Origin of the sequence: Streptomyces sp. Ncost-T10-10d, from assembly GCF_900091955.1 — a bacterium.
Taxonomy (GTDB): domain Bacteria; phylum Actinomycetota; class Actinomycetes; order Streptomycetales; family Streptomycetaceae; genus Streptomyces.
The window spans coordinates 39,883-57,427 of record NZ_FMDF01000129.1 but is presented as its reverse complement, the minus strand read 5'-3'; the positions used below and the strand labels follow the sequence as shown (position 1 = coordinate 57,427).

The 17,545-nt window shown below is 67.4% G+C and carries 19 protein-coding genes and 3 pseudogenes; 9 read left to right on the top strand and 13 right to left on the bottom strand.

Going from position 1 to position 17,545, the window contains the following annotated elements:
* Positions 1-531: 531 nt before the first annotated feature.
* The 3 genes from GA0115254_RS20585 to GA0115254_RS20575 form a co-directional block, all read right to left on the bottom strand.
* Positions 532-780, bottom strand: coding sequence for a helix-turn-helix domain-containing protein (locus tag GA0115254_RS20585; protein ID WP_093896744.1), 249 nt, complete (start codon positions 778-780; stop codon positions 532-534).
* Positions 780-1,436 (bottom strand): DUF2975 domain-containing protein, encoded by a 657-nt coding sequence (locus tag GA0115254_RS20580; protein ID WP_176740213.1) that lies wholly within the window; start codon positions 1,434-1,436, stop codon positions 780-782. Before GA0115254_RS20580 ends, GA0115254_RS20585 begins: the two co-directional genes overlap by 1 nt.
* 68 nt (positions 1,437-1,504) lie before the next feature.
* Positions 1,505-1,867, bottom strand: a complete 363-nt coding sequence (locus GA0115254_RS20575) for a hypothetical protein (protein ID WP_093896742.1) — start codon at positions 1,865-1,867, stop codon at positions 1,505-1,507.
* Between GA0115254_RS20575 and GA0115254_RS47705 the strand changes: the two genes are divergently transcribed.
* Positions 1,748-2,224 (top strand): ABC-three component system protein, encoded by a 477-nt coding sequence (locus tag GA0115254_RS47705; RefSeq protein WP_370740910.1) that lies wholly within the window; start codon positions 1,748-1,750, stop codon positions 2,222-2,224. The genes GA0115254_RS20575 and GA0115254_RS47705 overlap by 120 nt on opposite strands.
* Positions 2,225-2,237: 13 nt before the next feature.
* Positions 2,238-2,663, top strand: coding sequence for a DUF2326 domain-containing protein (locus GA0115254_RS20565; RefSeq protein ID WP_093896740.1), 426 nt, complete (start codon positions 2,238-2,240; stop codon positions 2,661-2,663).
* Between the two features lie 81 nt (positions 2,664-2,744).
* On the opposite strand, the gene GA0115254_RS20560 is transcribed toward GA0115254_RS20565, so the two are convergent.
* From GA0115254_RS20560 to GA0115254_RS20550, 3 genes are all read right to left on the bottom strand, one after another.
* Positions 2,745-3,602, bottom strand: a complete 858-nt coding sequence (locus GA0115254_RS20560) for an alpha/beta fold hydrolase (RefSeq protein WP_093896739.1) — start codon at positions 3,600-3,602, stop codon at positions 2,745-2,747.
* A gap of 372 nt (positions 3,603-3,974) precedes the next feature.
* The gene (locus GA0115254_RS20555) at positions 3,975-4,748 is read right to left on the bottom strand and encodes a helix-turn-helix transcriptional regulator (protein WP_093896738.1); all 774 of its coding nucleotides are present in this window, start codon (positions 4,746-4,748) and stop codon (positions 3,975-3,977) included.
* Between the two features lie 31 nt (positions 4,749-4,779).
* Positions 4,780-6,483: an amidohydrolase gene (locus tag GA0115254_RS20550; RefSeq protein ID WP_093896737.1), complete on the bottom strand. Its 1,704-nt coding sequence runs from the start codon at positions 6,481-6,483 to the stop codon at positions 4,780-4,782.
* On the opposite strand from GA0115254_RS20550, the pseudogene GA0115254_RS47700 reads away from it, so the two are divergent.
* The 4 genes and pseudogenes from GA0115254_RS47700 to GA0115254_RS47695 all read left to right on the top strand — a co-directional run.
* Positions 6,383-7,012, top strand: a pseudogene (locus tag GA0115254_RS47700) (transposase family protein); the annotation flags it as partial. The gene GA0115254_RS20550 and the pseudogene GA0115254_RS47700 sit on opposite strands and share 101 nt — an antisense overlap.
* Positions 7,013-7,047: 35 nt before the next feature.
* Positions 7,048-7,707: pseudogene (gene istB, locus GA0115254_RS20540) on the top strand (IS21-like element helper ATPase IstB); the annotation flags it as partial.
* Between the two features lie 135 nt (positions 7,708-7,842).
* A complete protein-coding gene (locus GA0115254_RS43915) occupies positions 7,843-8,202 on the top strand; it encodes a hypothetical protein (RefSeq protein WP_141720879.1) in 360 nt (119 codons plus the stop codon).
* A gap of 8 nt (positions 8,203-8,210) precedes the next feature.
* Entirely contained in the window at positions 8,211-8,456 is a 246-nt protein-coding gene (locus GA0115254_RS47695) for an HNH endonuclease (RefSeq protein WP_370740909.1), read from the top strand.
* Positions 8,457-9,298: 842 nt separating this feature from the next.
* Here GA0115254_RS47695 and GA0115254_RS46310 read toward each other — a convergent pair.
* Positions 9,299-9,541 carry a hypothetical protein gene (locus GA0115254_RS46310; protein WP_093896736.1) on the bottom strand — a complete coding sequence of 81 codons (243 nt, stop codon included), beginning with the start codon at positions 9,539-9,541 and terminating at the stop codon, positions 9,299-9,301.
* A gap of 187 nt (positions 9,542-9,728) precedes the next feature.
* Positions 9,729-9,908, bottom strand: coding sequence for a hypothetical protein (locus tag GA0115254_RS20525; RefSeq protein ID WP_093896735.1), 180 nt, complete (start codon positions 9,906-9,908; stop codon positions 9,729-9,731).
* A 172-nt stretch (positions 9,909-10,080) separates the two neighbouring features.
* On the opposite strand from GA0115254_RS20525, the gene GA0115254_RS20520 reads away from it, so the two are divergent.
* Positions 10,081-10,656: a hypothetical protein gene (locus tag GA0115254_RS20520; protein WP_093896734.1), complete on the top strand. Its 576-nt coding sequence runs from the start codon at positions 10,081-10,083 to the stop codon at positions 10,654-10,656.
* Here GA0115254_RS20520 and GA0115254_RS20515 read toward each other — a convergent pair.
* The 5 genes and pseudogenes from GA0115254_RS20515 to GA0115254_RS20500 all read right to left on the bottom strand — a co-directional run bounded on the left by GA0115254_RS20515 (position 10,614) and on the right by GA0115254_RS20500 (position 14,664).
* Positions 10,614-10,904: a hypothetical protein gene (locus tag GA0115254_RS20515; protein WP_093896733.1), complete on the bottom strand. Its 291-nt coding sequence runs from the start codon at positions 10,902-10,904 to the stop codon at positions 10,614-10,616. The genes GA0115254_RS20520 and GA0115254_RS20515 overlap by 43 nt on opposite strands.
* A 356-nt stretch (positions 10,905-11,260) precedes the next feature.
* Positions 11,261-11,575: a MazG nucleotide pyrophosphohydrolase domain-containing protein gene (locus GA0115254_RS20510; protein ID WP_093896732.1), complete on the bottom strand. Its 315-nt coding sequence runs from the start codon at positions 11,573-11,575 to the stop codon at positions 11,261-11,263.
* A gap of 370 nt (positions 11,576-11,945) precedes the next feature.
* Positions 11,946-12,554 carry a TOPRIM nucleotidyl transferase/hydrolase domain-containing protein gene (locus tag GA0115254_RS46305; protein WP_256102706.1) on the bottom strand — a complete coding sequence of 203 codons (609 nt, stop codon included), beginning with the start codon at positions 12,552-12,554 and terminating at the stop codon, positions 11,946-11,948.
* 111 nt (positions 12,555-12,665) lie between these two features.
* A pseudogene (locus tag GA0115254_RS20505) lies at positions 12,666-14,204 on the bottom strand (non-ribosomal peptide synthetase); the annotation flags it as partial.
* A gap of 151 nt (positions 14,205-14,355) precedes the next feature.
* The gene (locus tag GA0115254_RS20500; RefSeq protein ID WP_093896730.1) at positions 14,356-14,664 is read right to left on the bottom strand and encodes a hypothetical protein; all 309 of its coding nucleotides are present in this window, start codon (positions 14,662-14,664) and stop codon (positions 14,356-14,358) included.
* Positions 14,665-15,400: 736 nt separating this feature from the next.
* On the opposite strand from GA0115254_RS20500, the gene GA0115254_RS20495 reads away from it, so the two are divergent.
* Both GA0115254_RS20495 and GA0115254_RS20490 read left to right on the top strand, forming a co-directional pair.
* Positions 15,401-16,354 (top strand): hypothetical protein, encoded by a 954-nt coding sequence (locus GA0115254_RS20495; RefSeq protein WP_093896729.1) that lies wholly within the window; start codon positions 15,401-15,403, stop codon positions 16,352-16,354.
* A 204-nt stretch (positions 16,355-16,558) separates the two neighbouring features.
* Positions 16,559-17,527 (top strand): sugar phosphate isomerase/epimerase family protein, encoded by a 969-nt coding sequence (locus GA0115254_RS20490; RefSeq protein ID WP_093896728.1) that lies wholly within the window; start codon positions 16,559-16,561, stop codon positions 17,525-17,527.
* The last annotated feature ends 18 nt before the right edge of the window (positions 17,528-17,545 follow it).

The window sequence follows — 17,545 nt, the reverse complement described above, 5'->3', positions numbered from 1 at the left end:
ATGACAAGCTGTGGTCTTTCCGATCGTGCGGTCGTTCTTGATCGAACAGGGAGCTGAATCAGGCGAGTTCGCCGATGTGCGCGCATGCAGCAAGGGCCTCCTGGTAGCTCGCGGCTGTTGATGCCAGAGCGACAGGGAAGCCTTTTTGTTGCAGTCCTGCGTGGTCACGTTCGTTCAGTCCAGCTCGTCCCCATGGGGCGTGACTGGCTCGCCCGCAGGTTCGGGAACGGGGCCGATAAGCCCGGCCGGGAGCCCTGTCACGGCACAGACATGAGTGATGCGGAGTGGGTGGTGATCCGGCAGGCGTTTCCGACACCGGCGTGGATGGCGAGCCGGGACGCCGACCGCAGGATACCGCCCGCCCTGCGGGAGGGCTTCAGGAAACTACACCTGCTCCGGGGCGACGGGGCTACACCGGCCACCTCGATCCACCGGAAGTCCACGCCGAGGGCCTCCACCGGCACCCCGCCCTCACGGCGGGCCACCGTCCTGCGCGGCCCCGGCACCGGCAGGGCCGGCCGTTGGCGCTGCCTACCGACGCCGCTCGTCTTCGGCGCCTCGGTACGTAAGCAGGTCGCCTGGCTGGCAGTCGAGGACCTCGCAGATGCGGGTCAGCGTGGTGAAGCGGATCGCGCGGGCCCGGCCGTTCTTCAGGATGGACAGGTTCACATTGGTCACGCCCACCCGGGAGGCGAGCTCCGCGAGGGTCATGCCGCGCTCGCTGAGCATGCGGTCGAGATGGACCTCGATCGCGTGGCTGTCATTGTCGTCCGGCGCCATCACACCGTCCCTTCCAGATCCTCCCGCATGGCCACCCCGGCGCGCATGATGCGGGCGAACGTGAGGATGCCCAGGGCCGTGAAGACGAGTGCGTAGGGCGGCTGCCAGGCCGCCAGCCAACTGTCCGCAGTGAAGGTGTAGTCCTGGGTCAGGGTCGCCAGTAGCGCCGCGTGCGCGCCGGCTTCCACCACCTCTGCGACCAGGCAGCCGAGAAGCAGCCACCAGCCGGCGATCCGCAGGTGCTCGGCGGTCCGTGTGGTGAAGACGCCCTCGCGGGACGCTCCCTGTATCAAGCGGTTGAGCAGGAACAGGATACCCAGGACCAGCAGCAACGAGGGGAAGCCGCCGAGGAAGTCGAACAGCCGCTGAGCACCGTCGGCGTGATCAGTGCAGTAGGACGGGCGGGTCATGACCTCGACCCCCGCATGGGGCCGGAACCTGCCGGTGAACCCGTCCGTGCTGAAGTCCGAGCGGGACTCGGCACACACGTTCGGACCACCCCACGTCAGGCCCAGCTTGGTGCCGACCAGGGGTCCCACGGCACCGACGACGAGGCCCACGAGAAACAGTCGGTAGACGCCCCGGACCACAGTGGCGACCGGCTCCAGCAGCCTGGCCTCGGTGTGGTCGCCGCTCGACGGCGGTGCGTCCGGCAACTTGGTCCCCTTGATTCTCTGCACCTCAGCAGGCATCAGCAACCGCCCCCTCGTATCGAAAATCGATGTTATCGAAGAACGATAAGAGCGAGTGTGGCACTGGTCAACCCCTCCGGGCACCCGTCAATGAGCCCCCATGCCGCGCCGCGCCTCTCCCCGAATCGGGGGCCTTTCAGGTCGTCCCCGAATACGAACATCTCAAGGACAGAGCGGACCAGGCCAGCCGCCGTATCAAGCAGCCGGCGCAGGAGGATGTGATCGACCGGCACAATCTCGAGGAGCTCCAGGCACCTGTCGCCGAGACCACGGATATCGAGGTCGACTACCTCGAGCCTGTCCATCGCGAGCTCGGCATCGCCCTCGACGATCAGGTCCGTCGGCGGTTCGAGGATGTGAAACCATCCATCACCCAGTGGTCCGTAAGTCGGCACTTCCTGGGTGAAGAGATGGCCGAGCTCGCTGAACGGCTCCGTTCATGCCACTCCGAGCGGGCGCGCTTGGGCGAGGACCAGGCTCGCCTCCTTCGAGATCCAGCCGAGGGAGGAACTCCGGAGGCTCTCACGTCCGTACAGACGACTCTTGGGCGCGAAGAGGCCGCGCTCCAGCGCTCTGCGTCACCGCTTCGAAGCGGCACAGACCCTCGAAGCCAGTGCCCGGCAGATCACCGCGAAAAGCATGGAACTGCGGCAGGCAGTCGACACCGATCTCCAGGAGTGCCGTCGGCAAACCGACGAAGCCATCCTGCTGTTCTCTCACTACGCCCAGCATCTCTACGGGGAATGACGTGAGACCTACCTCGCCATCGAGGCCGGCCGCAACAACCTGACCATCACTCCGTGCATCGACAGCGACGGCAGCCGATGCATCAGCAAGCATCTTCTGTTTCGACCTGCCCCTCGCGTCCTGGCACACCGGCACGGCCGTGACCCCGACTTCCTCATCCACGACAGCCACCCCTACGACGGTGCCGGCGACCGGCAAGTCGCCGCTGCACCGAAAGTTGCCGCCGAAGTCACCGAGGAGGAGAACCTGCAGTACATCGTCGCGATCAACACCGACAGCCCGGGCATGGCTTCCCGACCCGGCTTCGATCCCGAGCCATACATCCGCAACCCCCGCCTCACCGGCGAACACGAAACCGGCGGCCTCATCTTCGGCTTCCGCTCCAAAACCATCGGCACGAGGCAGACCTCCGTCGCACAGCGCCAGGCGGAGCCTTGTGACTGAGCGGCACAGTTGGCCGGTGTGAGCACTTCAGTTGGCGAGCGTGGTGGTTGGGGGTGGTCAGGTCCGCCTACCGCTCTCGACTCAGCCGGCGTGTCGGACCGGCTCCGCTCCGGTCTGGATCAGGAAGTCGGTGAGCACTTCGGCGAGTCGTTCGGGCTGGTCCTCAGGGACGAGGGTGGACGAGTCAGCGATCTCGACCAACCGGCCCTGCGGGTACAGCTCGGCCAGTCGACGGCCGTGCTCACGCGGCATCAATCTGTCCTCGGTCGCCCAGACGACCAGTACCGGGCGGTCGAAGCCACGCAGTCGCTCGCTCCAGGCCAGCAAGGTTTCACGCTTGGGCGCCGAGGTGGCGAACTTGGCGAAATCCCTGCGAATGGCCCTGCTGCGGGTTGCGGGGGCGAACCAGCCGTCCATGATCTCGTCCGGGATCCCGCGCAGGCTCATCCCGCCGTATCCGTTGCGGTTGTTCCGGAACGAGGGGATACGCATGAGGCGCGTCAGGAGCCAGACGCCACCGGGAACCCTGCACACTGCGGCCGCCGCTTTGGCGGGTCCAGGGGGAAAATTGTCGAACGCCTCGCAGGCCACCAGCACCAGGCGCGCGACCCGCTGGGATTTCCCCTCCGACACCAGGAACTGGCCACCGCCCCAGTCGTTGAGGACGAGTGTCACGTCATCAAGGTCGAGCCCTTCGATGAACTCGCCCAAGAGCAGTGCGACACCGCGCTGCGACAGGTCGGCGTCCGGGGTCATCGGTTGGCGATGTCCGCCGAGGGGCAGCGTGGGCAGAATGCAGCGATACCCATTCAGCAGGGGTATCACTTTGCGCCACTGTGTCTCGTTCATCGGCAGGCCGTGGCAGAACACCAGCACCGGCCCGTCGCCGCCAGTGTCTTGATAGTCGATCGTTCCCGACGACAGCACGATCTGTGGCATCACACCCCCATGTGACAGATCGTCCCAATCTATTCCAGTGAACGCCGATGGGCCACGCAAAAGACCTCTCAGTACGGAAGAGGCAAGGGCAAGGGGGCGGTCAGACACGCGGCCCAGGATTCCAGGACGCGGCCGCGGTCCTCAGGACTGGCCAAGTGAAGCGCTCACCGGCCGGATGAAGCGCTCCTTGCCTTGTTGGCGGGTTGAGCACGGAGCGGGCAGCGCGCACGGCAGCACAAGATCGTCCAGCCCGCAGGCGTGGGACCGCACTGGACATGCCTCAACCCGCTGCTGTCGCCCCAGCAGGTGAGGAAACGGAGTGTCCCGCAGGGCATGCCCGCAAGCCGAGCGTTTTGCGCTGTCGGGCTCGCGTCAGCGGGAGGGTTCGATTCCCCAAGCGGCGGCTCGGGCGGCGGCGGCCGCGCGGTTGGGGAGGTCGAGCTTGGCGAGGATGTGCTCGATGTGGGTTCCTACGGTGCGCGGCGTGATGTACAGCCGCTCGGCGATCTCCCGGTTGGTGCGGCCGGCGGTCAGTTCGGCCAGCACCTGGAGCTCCCGTGGCGAGAGTCCGCCAGGCCGCCGCGCGTCCGCGGCGGTGTCGGCCGCAGCGATCTCCTCGGACGGCGGGCCTGTGCGGGGGCCGACGGCGGCGGCGAGGGCCTCGGTGAGCAGGGTGACCACGGCGCGCGCCGGATCGGGCGCGCGCCGCTGCCGGCGGGTGCTGACGTTCAGCATCCCGACGTACCGGCCGTCGGCGGCGAAAAGGCACTGAGCCACGCCGTCCTCGATACCGAGGGGACACAACACCTCCTGAAAACCAGGGGATGCCGCCAGGAGCTGCCGGGGGACGTCCCTGAGCCAGAGACCGCCTCGGGCCGGGCTGCGCAGCACCGGGAACACCGGGTCGTGGTGGAGGCGGGTCTCGATGTAGGCGGTGGCGTCGTCCGGGTAGCTCCCGGCCAGGGTGGTGTGGCGCCGGCGCAGCGGATCCCACCGGGCCAAGGAGGCGTGGTCGTACTCCATCACCTCCGACAACGCCGCCAGGACCGTGTCGACGCCGGCCGCGCCGCTCGTGGCGCTCCTGGCGGCCTCACGGACGTGGACGGCCGCGTCCAGGATGTCTGCCCTGCTCCGCTCCGCTGCCATCCTCCAAGCATGATCATCTGCCCGGAATACGTCAATCGCGAAGGGTGTCGTGCACGACCTGCCCGTCCACGACGGTGAGGACGACGGGCATCTCCGGGATGTCGTGGGGGTCGGCGATGAGCAGGTCCCCGTCGAGCACGCAGAGGTCGGCGACCTTGCCCGGCTCCAGGGAGCCCTTCCAGTCGTCGGCGAAGTCCTGCCAGGCCGCGTCGATCGTGTACGTACGGATCGCCTCGGCCAGGCCGATGCGCTGCTCCGGGCCGCTGACCCGGCCGGCGGCCTTCGACTCGCGCAGCACCATGGTCGCGATGCCCTGCCGCCAGTCCGGGGACGTGACGGGCGCGTCGGAGCCGCTCGCGACCCGCACGCCGGCGTCGATGGCATCGCGGTAGGGCCATGCGTACGCGGCCCGCTCGGCGCCGACGAACTCCTCCTCCATGTCGGCGACGGTCCACTTGATGGTGGGGTTCATGTTGACGCCGAAGCCGTGCGCGGCCAGCACCTTCATGCTGTGCGCGGTAAGGAAGTCGCCATGGATGACGTAGTGGCGGGCGTCGGGCCGCGGGTGCTCGGCCACGGCAGCGGCGAAGGCGTCCGCAACAGTGTCGCACGCCCGGTCGCCGGTGACGTGGACACCCAACTGGTGCCCGGCGGCGTGGGCATGCCGGATCATGGTGTCGATCTCGGCGGTCCGCTCGGCGTCGGTCTCGCCGCCGACGCACAGGGAGCCACAGCCGCCGCCGACGTACGGCTCGTGCATCCAGGACGTCTTGTTGGGGACGATGCCGTCGGCGAAGATCTTGACCCCGTGGATCGCGAGGCGACGCGGATCGGCATCACCGGACTCGCCGAGGGCGGTGAGGGTGCGGGCGAACTCCTCGGCGGTGCTGGCCATACCTGTGGGCAGGAGCAGGACGCCGAGGCGGGCGGTCAGTTCGCCGTCGGCCAGCAGCCGGCGGTAGACGTCGAGGGTTTCCGCGCCGAGCGCGCCCCGCATGATGCCGTCGCCGCCGGGGCCGAGTCCGGGCTCGGTGTAGCTGGTCACGCCGAGCCGGGCAAGCGTGGCGAGGGTCGACTTGATCGCGTCGGTCCGCTCCTGTCGGCTGAGCGGCGGCAGCACGTTCTGGACGAGTGCCTGGGCCCCCTCGTGGAGCAGCCCGGTCGGCTCCCCGGCTTCGTCCATGACGATGGCCCCGCCGGGCGGCGCGGCAGTGTGCCGGCCGATCCCGATGAGTTCCAGTGCCTTGGAGTTGACCCAGGTGGCGTGCCCGGAGAAGGAGTACAGGACGACGGGGTGGTCCGGACTCACGACGTCGAGGTCGCGCCGCGAGGGCAGCCGCGACGGATCGGAGACGCACTCGTCGAGGTAACCGGTGTCCCAGCCGTGCCCCGTGATCCACTGCCCGCCCGGAACCCGCCCGACGGCCTTCCGTACCGCCTCGGCCACGTCCGCGAGGGAGGACACGGCGGGATGGCCGAGGTCGAGGGAGAGCGGCGGCGTCGACATGCCGAAGGCGCATCCGTGCAGATGGGAATCGTTGATACCGGGAAGCAGCGTCGCCCCTCGCAGGTCGACGACGCGGGTGCCGGGTCCGACGAGCGGCGCGACGTCGTCCCGCTCACCGACGGCACTGATGACCCCACCGGTCACTGCCAGGGCCGAGGCGACGGAGAACTCCGCATCGACGGTGACCACTCGCCCGCCAAAAAACACCAGATCCGCATATGTGTCCACAGAAGGTCCTTTCGAAAACCGGGCGCACCACGGCCACCCGCGAACAATCTCCCGAGGACTATGGCCATGCCCCCACCCCCCGCACATCGGTCATCCCACCGATACGCACCCTCGCAGTGGCAGGCTGACGCCTTGTGCTCGGAATCGTGTTGCGTTGAGAGGCGCACGGCGGGTTCGGCGAGAGGTCCGGAGAAACGGACCGGGAGCAATCCCGGCACCGCGCTCCGGGCCTACTCAGCGAAGGCGATCAACGGGGTTCCGTCTCGGCGGCATAGCGTCATCTGGGACCGTGGTGCGGTGTGATGCGCTGGTCGGTGACCTGTTTCCGCACCTCAGCGAGTTGCTGGTGGAGCGCGTGTTCTTCGAGTGCGGAGTGATTCGTATGGTGGCAAAAACCCGGGAGGCCGCGGTGCCGTGTCCCGGGTGTGCGGTGGTGTCCAACCGGGTGCACAGCACGTACGGAAGAAGCCTTGCCGACACGCCGGTCGGGGATCGGCCGGTACTGATCGAGCTGACGGTGCGGCGACTGTACTGCGAGAACGTTCGTTGTTCGCGGCGATGGGCTACCTCGACCTCATCGACCTGGTCCTCTCCGAAGAACTCGCCGTCCGCGACGACCGCCGCTTCCGCACCGGCCTGCGGATCTCGAAACTGCCGCACCACAAGACGATCGAGGACTACGACTTCTCGTTCCAGCCCGAACTCGACCCGCGCAAAGTCAAGGACCTCGCCACCCTCTCCTTCGTCGAGGCCAAGGCCAACGCTGCCCTGCTCGGGCCTCCGGGAGTGGGCAAGACACACCTCGCCGTCGCTCTCGCGGTCGCAGCCTGCCGGGCCGGCTACTCGATCTACTTCACGAGCCTTGACGACATGGTCCGCAACCTCAGGACCGCCGAGGCCGCCGGGCGCCTGACCAGCAAACTCGGCAGCTACCTCCGCCCGGCTGTTCTCGTGGTCGCCGAGGTGGGCTACCAGCCCCTCGAACGCGCCGAGGCCAACCTAGTCTTCCAGGTGATCTCAAAGCGCTACGAAAAGGGCTCGATCATCCTGACCTCGAACAAAACCTTCAGCGAATGGGGACAGGTGTTCGGTGACGAAGTCCTCGCCACCGCCATCCTCGACCGCCTTCTCCACCACTGCGACGTCATCTCCATCAACGGCCCCAGCTACCGCCTCAAGAACCGGCTCGCCGCCATCGAACGAGACCGCGACGACGCGGCCTGAGACAGGTTGCCTTGTGACACTGAGCCGAGGGCGAATCCACCGAAGTTGGACGACAGGCACCCCGGCCCAGAGCCGCCTGGCTCTGGGCCGGGACCCTCTGGCTGAGGCTTCCACCAGCGGTGGGATGATCTTGAAGTGAACCCTCCCGACGGCTTGTCCTCCTCAGAGAGCGCATTCATGCTCAACGCGTTCGAGATCGACATACTCCCAGGTGTCCGCGGTGATCTAGATGAACCCCTCGTATCGGCATCTGCCGCAGAGCTGGCCCCGATCCTCCTGTCTCTCGTTGACAGAGGTTGGATAGAGGTCTGTCGCATCATTCCCTGGACGGCTCCTGATGGGAGTTGCGGTTTCCAGCCCGGCAAGCCCATTACGCGAGAGGACCTGCCAACGCTGCTGGCCGATGCCGACAACTGGGACTACCCAGACAGCGGCGATTGGATCGGCTGTCTGACGCTCACGCTGACAGAAAAAGCGCGGCCGGTTTCCTGGTGAGCTGAGAGTTGTCCAACTCAGATGACGACCGACCAACGGCCACTGGTGCACGTATCTCTGTACTTGGTGGAGCACTCAAAGGAGTACACCGACAGCATCGAAGTCGCCTCGCAGGACGGTGCGATTCCTGCAGGCGGATCGACGAGGTGGAAGTTCATCACGTCGCCGAGCTCGCGGACCTCGGACGACCGGGCAACCGGCCGCCGTGGGCAGATCTCATGGCCGCGCGACACCGCAAGACTCTTGTGGCCTAAGGGACTTGTCACACGGACATCCACGACAAGAGACCTGTCCCAGCACTCACGGAGTAGTCACTGGAGAGTGACGTGCGGCGAAAGTCCCACCCGTCGTTCGGGCTGGGGGTCGTTGGAAGAGGGCCTGCTCAGCAGGCACCTCGCCAACGGCCCACCAGGGCCCTGAGGCAGGGGTTCGGCCGGGCCGTGGAGACCTGAGTCGCCGCCCACCGTGATTGCCTGCGCACCTCGGCGCCGGACAGGACAGCGTAGGCGTTGCGCCGGTCGCCGCGCAGTCCACTGCAGGTCCTGATACCTCACAGCCTCCCGGGCGGCATTCGCGTGAGCGTAGGCGCCGCGTGTCTGAACCCGAGCGCCGATGACAGCGAAACTGCCACCCCCCAAGGCACCGAGCAAGCTGGCTATGAATTCGTTCACGGTTGGATCCTTGCGGACCGCGCGCCACCAGTACAGCGCGCGGGCATGACCACGGACGTGGCAGCCAGGGCCGCGCCGTGCGCACGGTGTTCGCGTGCGACTGTCTCGCCAGCCCCGGACTGCGCCAGGAGATCCACGGCCGGCTCCAGATCGTGGAGAACTGAAACAGCACGAACACCGTTCTTCCTGCGATGTAGAACCGCTTTCATGCAAACGGCTGTCCTCGGGCTGCCGGCAAAGTCCGCACTCAACGCTCGACGAGGATCTGACCGTCAGCGCACCCGGCCGGCCGGACCGCCATCGGTCGGGGCGCAGGTTGCTGATCCAGTGCCGTCACTTCGCCGATTTCGGCGAGGCAGTTGCCACGCGACCTGCTCCTTCGATGGCGCGCTGGTGGTGTGCTCCGGCGGAACCGGCCGAGGGGCTCAGGCGTGATCGACGAGCTGGGACTGGGTCAAACCCTTCTCACGCGCGCAGTGCGCGCAACAGAAGAACTGTCCGTCGGCTTGCAGGCCGTGGCCGAGAATGCGGCACCGGCAGTTGACACAGGTTGGGGCGATCTTCTGGGCGGCGCACTCGATGCTGTCGAAGACGTGGACCGCCCCTCCGGCGGCACGCACCTCGAACGCCTGCTCGTATTCGTTGTGGCAGACCTCACACACGGCCATGGGTGATCATCCTTGCTGCGGGAATTGATGAGCTGGGCGCCTACGCCTTCGTCCGCGAAGGCGCGGCGCCCTGGACATTAGCGAAAGGGCGCACCGATCCTCCGGCAGCGCGTGGACTGCAACCCGATCGTTCGGCCGGAATCACTCGCATAGCGTCCTCGCGCCTGCGCTCGGCTCCCGGGCTTGCTCAGCCGGCCCGGTCTTCACGAGGCTGACGATGAAAGGCATCACGAACGCGCGGCCCGCTCCCCGCGTCGAAGTGGACCTGGCCCGGCTCGGCGCCGTCGGCCGGCAGAACGTCAGGCCGGCCCTCATGCTCACTGCCGAATTCGTCTGTCTCCCACATGCCGAACTCCTCCCCCACCATGACCGGGTCCTTCGGCCGGGTGGGGCCCTCATTGCCCGCGTCCTCGGTGTCTGCGGGATCCCGCTTGCCGCCGACGTCTCGTCCTCTCTTCTTCTCCTCCTTCTCCGTGTGAGATCCGGCGTGATGACTTCGCCTTCGAGGCCGGCAGCAGACCTGCGGATATCCTCCCGGTATGAAGATCATGGTGCGGGGCCTCGTTTTCGGGGTGGGGTTCGGGGCGGCTACATCGCTCGTCAACGCGCTTTCGTCTCCGTACGGGGGGCTCGGAATGCCGGGCACCGTCTGGGGCAAGGCTGCCAAGGTGCTGAGCCTTCTGATGGATGCCGGCTGGTCCTGGGCAGCGCTGGCGGTGGTGACGGGCTGGCTGGCCGGGACACTGACCCGAGGCGCGCTGGTTGGAGCTCTGGCGCTGGTCGGGGCCACGGTGGCGTACTACGTGACGGACCTCTTCGTCTGGGAGGCCGGTACGGATCTGGTCAAGTGGGTGTTGGCGGGTCTGCCGTTGGGGTTGGTCCTGGGCGCGGTGGGTGCAGCCATCAGGCGACCCGGACTGATCGGTTTGCTGGCCGCGTTGACAGTTCCGGTGGGCGCTGCGGTGCAGATGGTTGTGATGCCGCCCAGGCCGCATCTCACGCTGACCCCGGCAATCGTTGTCGCCGAGGTCATCGTCTGGATGGCCGCCGTACTCGGTGTCGGCTGGGCGGTCTACCGCTTCCGGACCCAGAGGCGTGCAGTCGGGGTCGCATAGCCACGCACCGTGGGTCCCGCGTTGTCCGCCGAGTCCCCACCGTCCTCCTTCATACGGCCGATGACGACCTTCCGGGTTCCGGCGGAGAGCCGCTCGCCGAGGCAGTTGCCGTTGTCCGGGACGGTTCGGGGCGGCACGCCGCCCCAGCTGCTGCCGGTGTAAATGCTCACGCCGAGCTCGGTGTCCGCCCAGAGGCAGCCGAAGCCGAGCCACGAGTCGCCCCACGGGCCGGCGTTGGGCGACGGCACGGTCAGGATGATGGTGTGCTTGTAGTGGATGAGACCGCCGGTCTCGGTGAACGCGAAGCCGTGCGGGATCTCACCGAGTTGAAAAGCCGTTCACCACAGGTACTCCTTGCTCAGCAGGGGCACGACACATCACACGGTGCGAACGTGAAAGCCCTCTTTGTCACTCGCCAGGGTCGAACCCCGGGCTTGAGCGGGCCCGAAGCAACCGCCATATCATCGCCATGTGGAGGTCACTTGATGTCCGGGGGCACCTGGCGGAGGGAAACGGCTCCACATCACCGTCAGCCGACTCTGCCATTCCGGTATTGGCGTGACATCACAGACGGCGTCGGGAGTCACTTGGACCATTGCCGCGATCAGTTCCGATGAGCCCTGTCGAGCTCGTCCATCGTGCGCAGGAACGCGGCGTTCAGATCCACGTTGTACCGGTGCGCGAGGATCAGCACGGACCAGAGGCAGTCCGCGAGTTCGTGCTCCAGAGCGGGACGGCCGCCCGGCATGTCACGGGCGCCTTCCTGTGCCATGACGAGCTTTGCCAGATCACCGACGTCGCCGACGAAGCCGAGCATGAACTCCTCGCGTGTCCACACCCGGCCACGTTCCCTCAGGTTCAGCTCGTCGTAGAGGTCATGGATGCGCAGGGCCCGGCGCTGAAGTTCATTGAGGTCCATGTCTCAGCCTTTCCATATGCGCCCTGCGTAACCTCTGCGCTGCGATCGGGGTGTCGCGCAGCAGCAGGCAGGGTCGATGAAGTGCGGGTCGGGAGCCATCCGTGACTGCGCAGGGTCGGGGCGCACACGGTGCACCATCGTGAGCAGTACTCCCGGGGGCGAAGTCCTGGACTGTGGGGTGAACGCGAAGCGAGGTGAACGCTCCGGACGACCGGTGCGCATGCGCAGCCAGCCCGGTCACCTGGTCGCCCGCCTCACCCGGCTCGGCGCCGACGCGAGCGAACTGCTCGAGCTCATCCCCTGCTCGCTTCTTCGAGCAGATCCCCGTGCTCACCCCAGTTCTTCTGCCGGGATTTGCGTGGCTCGGCGGTCAGAGGCTGGTGAGCAGGCCGTCGAGTGGGGCGGGTACGCGGTCGGGGGTGAGGGCCTCGACGAGGACACGGCCGTAGTGGATCTTGCGCCCTCTCTTCGTGCCGAGGAAGCGCCGAAACTGCTGCTGTGCGGTACGTCCCTGTTGTGCGGGCTGGCGCAGGAAGATCTGGAGGGCGCGCAGGTCGCCCTCCTCCCGGACGAGCTCGGCCACCCGTGCCACGCCCAGCGCGCGGATGAGCTCGTCCTCCAGATCCGCCGCGCAGACGAAGAACCCTTGCTGCGCAACACCGGCCCGCTCCCAGCCGCGGGCGTAGTAGCCACGCTCCAGCTCATCGCACATTCCCGTGAGACGGAGGCCCAAGCCGGGTGGCCCGAGGAAGCGGGCGAAGCGACCGACGCCCATCGCACCGCCTATCGACAGGACGCAGACTCCCTCGGCGGCCAGGTCCCGGCCGCGGCTCGCGGCCAACGCGTTGACCGCGGCGACGTCGCTCGGCCCTTCGAGCAGGACGGCTGCCCGGACGGGCAACCGCTCGGCCAGCTCGCGCGCCAGGTCGCCGGGGCCACCGGCCGCCCACGCGGTGACCGCCTCACGGAACGACCCCATGGACTCGTCCGCTGTGGACGGCCAAGACCGCAACGAGGCCTGAGGCAATTCGGAACCTGCCTGGCCGGATGTACCAGCCAGTTCCGGCGAGTGGCTCTCGACCATCGCCGTCAGCCCGGCGACGGTTGCGTTCTCGAAGAACTCGGCCGTCGGCAAATCAACGTGGAGCACGCCGCGGATGTGGGCGAGGAGATCCGTGGCGAGCAGGGAGTTGCCCCCGATCTCGAAGAAGTCGTCGTGCATACCGACCTCCTGCAGGACGAGCGCGTCGGCCAGGAGATCTGCCAGAAGCTCTTCCACGTGTGTGCGTGGAGCTGCGTACTCTGGGTCCGCGGTCCGCGGCAACTTCTTGGGTGCCGGCAGGGTCCGCCGATCGGTCTTCGAGCCCAGGGTCGGGGGGAACTCGTCCATCACGACGATCACGGACGGATGCATGTACCTCGGCAGCGTGTTGTGCAGAGCCAGGCGCAGCTTCGGTACCAGCCGTTCGGTGCTGCCGTGGAGCACGACGTATGCGACGAGGACCTTCCGTCCGGGAGTGACATCGTCGCGGGCCACGACGACGGCCTCCTTCACCTGCGTCTGTCCGGCCAGCGCCGCCGCGATCTCACCGGGCTCGAACCGGTAGCCGTCCACCTTGACCTGGTCGTCAGCCCGGCCGCGGAAGTCGAGCGCGCCGTCTTCGTTGAGCCGGACCACGTCTCCGATGCTGTACATCCGCTCGCCGGGACGGAACGGATCGGGGAGGGTGTCCTCCGTGGGCCGGTACCCGTTGACCAGCAGCAGGTCCGGATAGGCGCGGCGAAGCGCGTTGATGTGGACGGGCGACAGTGGTTCCCCGCGGGCGAGCAGTTGGCGCAGCCCGCCGAGGTTCTCCAGGTGGCCATCGACCAGGCGGTGGAACAAGCCGGTCGTCAGCCACAAAGTGGTGATCTCTTCCCGTTCGAGGAACTCCGCCAGTTCGTGCATCAACACGGGGCCCGGTGGATAGATGACCAAACGGGCTCCGTTGAGCAGCGATCCCCAGATCTCGAAGGCGGAGGGGTCGAACCTCAACGAGCAGAACTGCAGAAATGTCTCGGCTGAGGTCAACGAGGCGTAGTCGCCGTCCTGCACCAGCCGCACCACATCCCGGTGCCGCACGGCGACACCCTTGGGCATGCCGGTTGAGCCGGACGTGTAACAGACACAGGCCACGTTGTCAGGAGTGGTGCCGGGCTCGATCGGCCCCGCGTCGGGAGGCATCTCCGACTCGAGGTCAAGGTTCACCACTGCGGCGTCGACCTCGGGAACCCTGTCGATCAGGCGATCATGGGTGAGCAGGACGCGGGAGTCAGCCTGTTCCAGCATGTACCGGAACCGCTCGGTGGGCTCGTTCGGATGCACGGGCAGGTAGGCGCCGCCCGTCTTCAAGATGCCTACGAGCGCGATCACCATCTCGAACGAGCGCTCGACGAACAGCCCGACCACGCTCTCCGCACCGACTCCGCGCGAGCGCAAGTGCCGAGCCAGTCGCTCGGCCCGCTCGTCGAGCTCCGCGTATGTCATGTCGGCACCGTCGAAGCGCAGGGCTGTCGCCTCGGGGCGATGCCGTACTTGTTCGTCGAACAGGTCGGTGATGGTCGCGTTCCGCCAATCCCCAGTTGACATCAGATGCCCGCCTTGTCAAGCGCCGCTTCGGTCTCCCGCTCCGGAGAGCCGGTGAGGTCTGGAACCTCGACTTCCAGTTCGTCCGCATCGATCAGCTGCAACAGAATGATCGAACCCATCCCTTTCAGTACCGGAGACCAGCTCGTCGCGGTCAGGCAGTCCCTTGCTTGCGCAACCCGCCCAGAATCGTCACGGCACGGAGCGGAAGCAGACTGAACGATCCCGCATCACCGATGCCGTGGCTCGACTCGCACAGACCGCTGAGGAACAACGGCGGTGCGCTGTCCGCATGTGGCCGCAGACGGTAGTCGGGTTCGACAGTCACATAGCCGTCGAAATCGAACCGAAACCGGCCGATCACGCCGCCCAGCAACGCGGGATACGGTTCCTGGTGAGGGTTCGGCCCCAGGACGCGGAACCCGGTCGCGAGACCCACCGGGTACGCACGGTCCACCACCACGTCCTTGGTATGGACTTTCCTCCACCTCGAAGCCCCACGCCCGATTCATCCACCGCGGCCGCGCGGACCTCGCTGTTGCCGCGCACGAAGATCCGCTGCTCCCGGTCCAAGGTAACACCAACCACCCTTGCTACACCGCTCACTTGAACGGCCCGCACCCGAACGACATCACCGGCTGCGGAGCCCTCAGCCTCGCCCCCCTCTGCTGCGACTTCCCGGCCGCAGCGACCGAGCAGTCCCAGTCACCCTTCCCCACTGACCTCAACTCAGCTGTGGCCAAGGCGCGTTACTTCCGATGAGCCGTAGCGGCCACCTCCCACCCCCTTCGCGACTGCGAATGCGGCGACGCAGCCCCGCCGTTGCCCTCCGACGCCCCGGACACTCCGTCCTCCTTTTCGCCGGCAGCTCACATCTTTTGATGAATCATTAGAAAGTTCCAGAGATTCGTACCGAACCTCTGGACAGTCCTCCGCGCAGCGCTCTAATCTCGCTGCCCACCGAGACATGTGTTTCGTCGCGGTAACACCGCAGCAGATCGGCATTCACTCGAACGCCCTTCACCTCACGAGTCTTTCCACGTCTCTCCCCCCATGGCCGGGCCACCGCCCTTCACGAGGCACCGCGCGATCGCCGTCACGGCGGTCGCCGCTCACGCACCGTTTCAGCACCCCGTCGAAACACGGGGAAACCGGCCGGGTCACCGACTCTGCCGTGACCGCAGCGGAAGGGAAGCGACATGAAGATCCGTACGTTCATCGCCACGGCCTCACTGGTGGCATCCGGCAGCCTGCTGGCCTTCTCCGGCTCCGCCCAGGCCGCGCTCTACACCACCTGTGTCGGTGACGGCGGGGCCGTGACCGTCAGCAACGATCTGGTCGTACCGGCCGGGAAGTCCTGCACCCTCACCGGCACGAAGGTCAAGGGCACGGTGACGGTCGAGGCCGGAGCCGACCTCGTGGCGGCGGGCGCCACCTTCAACGGCGCGGTCACCGTCGAGGAAGACGCCTATCTCGACCTCACCGACACCACCGTCAAGGGCGCGCTGACCACCAATTCCGCTTTCGGCGCGCACCTGGAGACGAGCAACCTCAAGGAGGTCGACGCCACCGAGGGATTCGTCTACGCAGTGGACTCGACGCTCGGTGGAAACGTCAGCGCCGAGGCCGGCGAGCTGTACATCTCCGGCAGCACCCTCAGCGGCTCGCTGACGGGTGACGGCAACCAGTACAGCGACGTGTACGACACCACCGTCAAGGGCGCGCTCACCGTCAACGGGAACACTCTCGGCGGCGTGTTCTGCGCCAGCGAGGTCTACGGCGCCGCGAAGTACGCGGGCAACGCCGACAACCTCCAGCTCGGCGGCGAGGGCCTGCTCGGATCCTGCGCGGGCGCCTCGTACTTCGGCGGCAACCTCGCGGTCACCGACAACACCGCGAAGGCGGTGCTCGACAACGCGATCGTGCGCGGCGGGCTCACCGCGACCGGTAACGACCCCGTCCTGGTCGTGGGCGAGTTGGCGCGTATCCGTGGCACCGTCACCGGAGAGACCGCTGCCGTCGGCGCGTCGTCCTCCCTCTCGGCCAGGAAGGCGGCGCCGCAGGACCGTGGTGCCGACCTCGCCGGGAAGGCCGCCGCCCGGGCCGCCGCGGCGCGGGCCGACGCCCACGAGGCAGGCAGGTCACACCTCTGACGCCGAGCGGCACAGGCAGCGGCACACGCGGCGACACCGGCCGCCCCCGTCGCCGTACCTCCGCACCGCGCGGCGGTCCCCCTCCCACCGACACCCACCCAGCCACGCTCGCTCCACTGTTCCGGAGCCCGTGGATCCGCCGTCGCGGCGCCCACCGCAGCTGCCCGGTCCGTGCCCTCTTCTCCTCATTTCCCAGGAGTGACCGTGAGCCATATTCACAAATCCTTCGACCGCAGGGACTTCCTGCGCGCCACCGCCGGCACCACCGTGGCACTCGCCGCCGCTTCCGTCACCGGGGCCGCCGCGACCTCCGCCACCGCCGCGCCGAACAGTCTGTCCATCCCCAAGGACCGCATCGGCATCCAGCTCTACAGCATCCGCGACAAGGTCAGTGCGCTCGGGTTCGCCGTCGTCCTCGCCGAACTGGCCCGGATCGGCTACAAGGAGATCGAGTTCGCCGGATACACCCAGTCCACCTCCATCCTGGGTCGGCAGATCACCCTCCCGGAGATCCGCAAGCTGCTCGACGACCACGGACTGCGCGCCGTCGGCAGCCACGTCGGCATCGGCAATCTGCGCACCAACCTCCAGGCCGAGCTGGACGCCGCGCAGATCCTCGGAATGCCGCATGTGGGCACCGCCAACGCACCCTCGAACGTCAACACCGTCGCGGGCTACCGCGCCGCCGCCGACGAGTTCAACGTCTGGGGTGCCGCGGCGACCGCACGTGGCCTGAAGCTCTACCAGCACAACCACGCGGGCGAGTTCGCGTTCGCCACCGACCAGCCGTCCGTCCGGCTGTACGACGTGTTCCTCAAGAACACCGACCCGCGCCATGTCTATCTGGAGCTGGACATCTACTGGGCGTACGTGGGCCAGTACCGCTGGCCCGGATTCGACCCCGCCGCGTACGTGCGCAACCAGCCCTACCGCTACCCGCTGTTCCACATGAAGGACGGCGACGCCAACGCGGCGAACGCCAACGGTTTCGACATAGTCGAGTTCGGCGCCGGTGACCTTCCGTACGAGAGGTTCGTCCGCGACATCGGGCCGCGCGCCTCCCACGTCGGCATCTGGGAGCAGGACACCGCGCCCAGCACCCTGCCCAATCCGCCGGGTTCGTTCGGCGCGGCGGAGCGCAGCTTCACAGCGCTCAAGGGACTCCTCGGCTGAGAGGCCCCGAAGAAGACA

What these genes read in the sequence shown, in the direction of transcription:
- GA0115254_RS20525 (WP_093896735.1), bottom strand. Translation starts at nt 9,908, where the DNA reads ATGGTGGGGGAGGAGTTCGGCATGTGGGAGACAGACGAATTCGGCAGT.
- GA0115254_RS20510 (WP_093896732.1), bottom strand. Translation starts at nt 11,575, where the DNA reads ATGGACCTCAATGAACTTCAGCGCCGGGCCCTGCGCATCCATGACCTC.
- GA0115254_RS20520 (WP_093896734.1), top strand. Translation starts at nt 10,081, where the DNA reads ATGAAGATCATGGTGCGGGGCCTCGTTTTCGGGGTGGGGTTCGGGGCG.
- GA0115254_RS20555 (WP_093896738.1), bottom strand. Translation starts at nt 4,748, where the DNA reads ATGGCAGCGGAGCGGAGCAGGGCAGACATCCTGGACGCGGCCGTCCAC.
- GA0115254_RS20495 (WP_093896729.1), top strand. Translation starts at nt 15,401, where the DNA reads ATGAAGATCCGTACGTTCATCGCCACGGCCTCACTGGTGGCATCCGGC.
- GA0115254_RS20560 (WP_093896739.1), bottom strand. Translation starts at nt 3,602, where the DNA reads ATGCCACAGATCGTGCTGTCGTCGGGAACGATCGACTATCAAGACACT.
- GA0115254_RS46310 (WP_093896736.1), bottom strand. Translation starts at nt 9,541, where the DNA reads ATGGCCGTGTGTGAGGTCTGCCACAACGAATACGAGCAGGCGTTCGAG.
- GA0115254_RS46305 (WP_256102706.1), bottom strand. Translation starts at nt 12,554, where the DNA reads ATGGGGTCGTTCCGTGAGGCGGTCACCGCGTGGGCGGCCGGTGGCCCC.
- GA0115254_RS20585 (WP_093896744.1), bottom strand. Translation starts at nt 780, where the DNA reads ATGGCGCCGGACGACAATGACAGCCACGCGATCGAGGTCCATCTCGAC.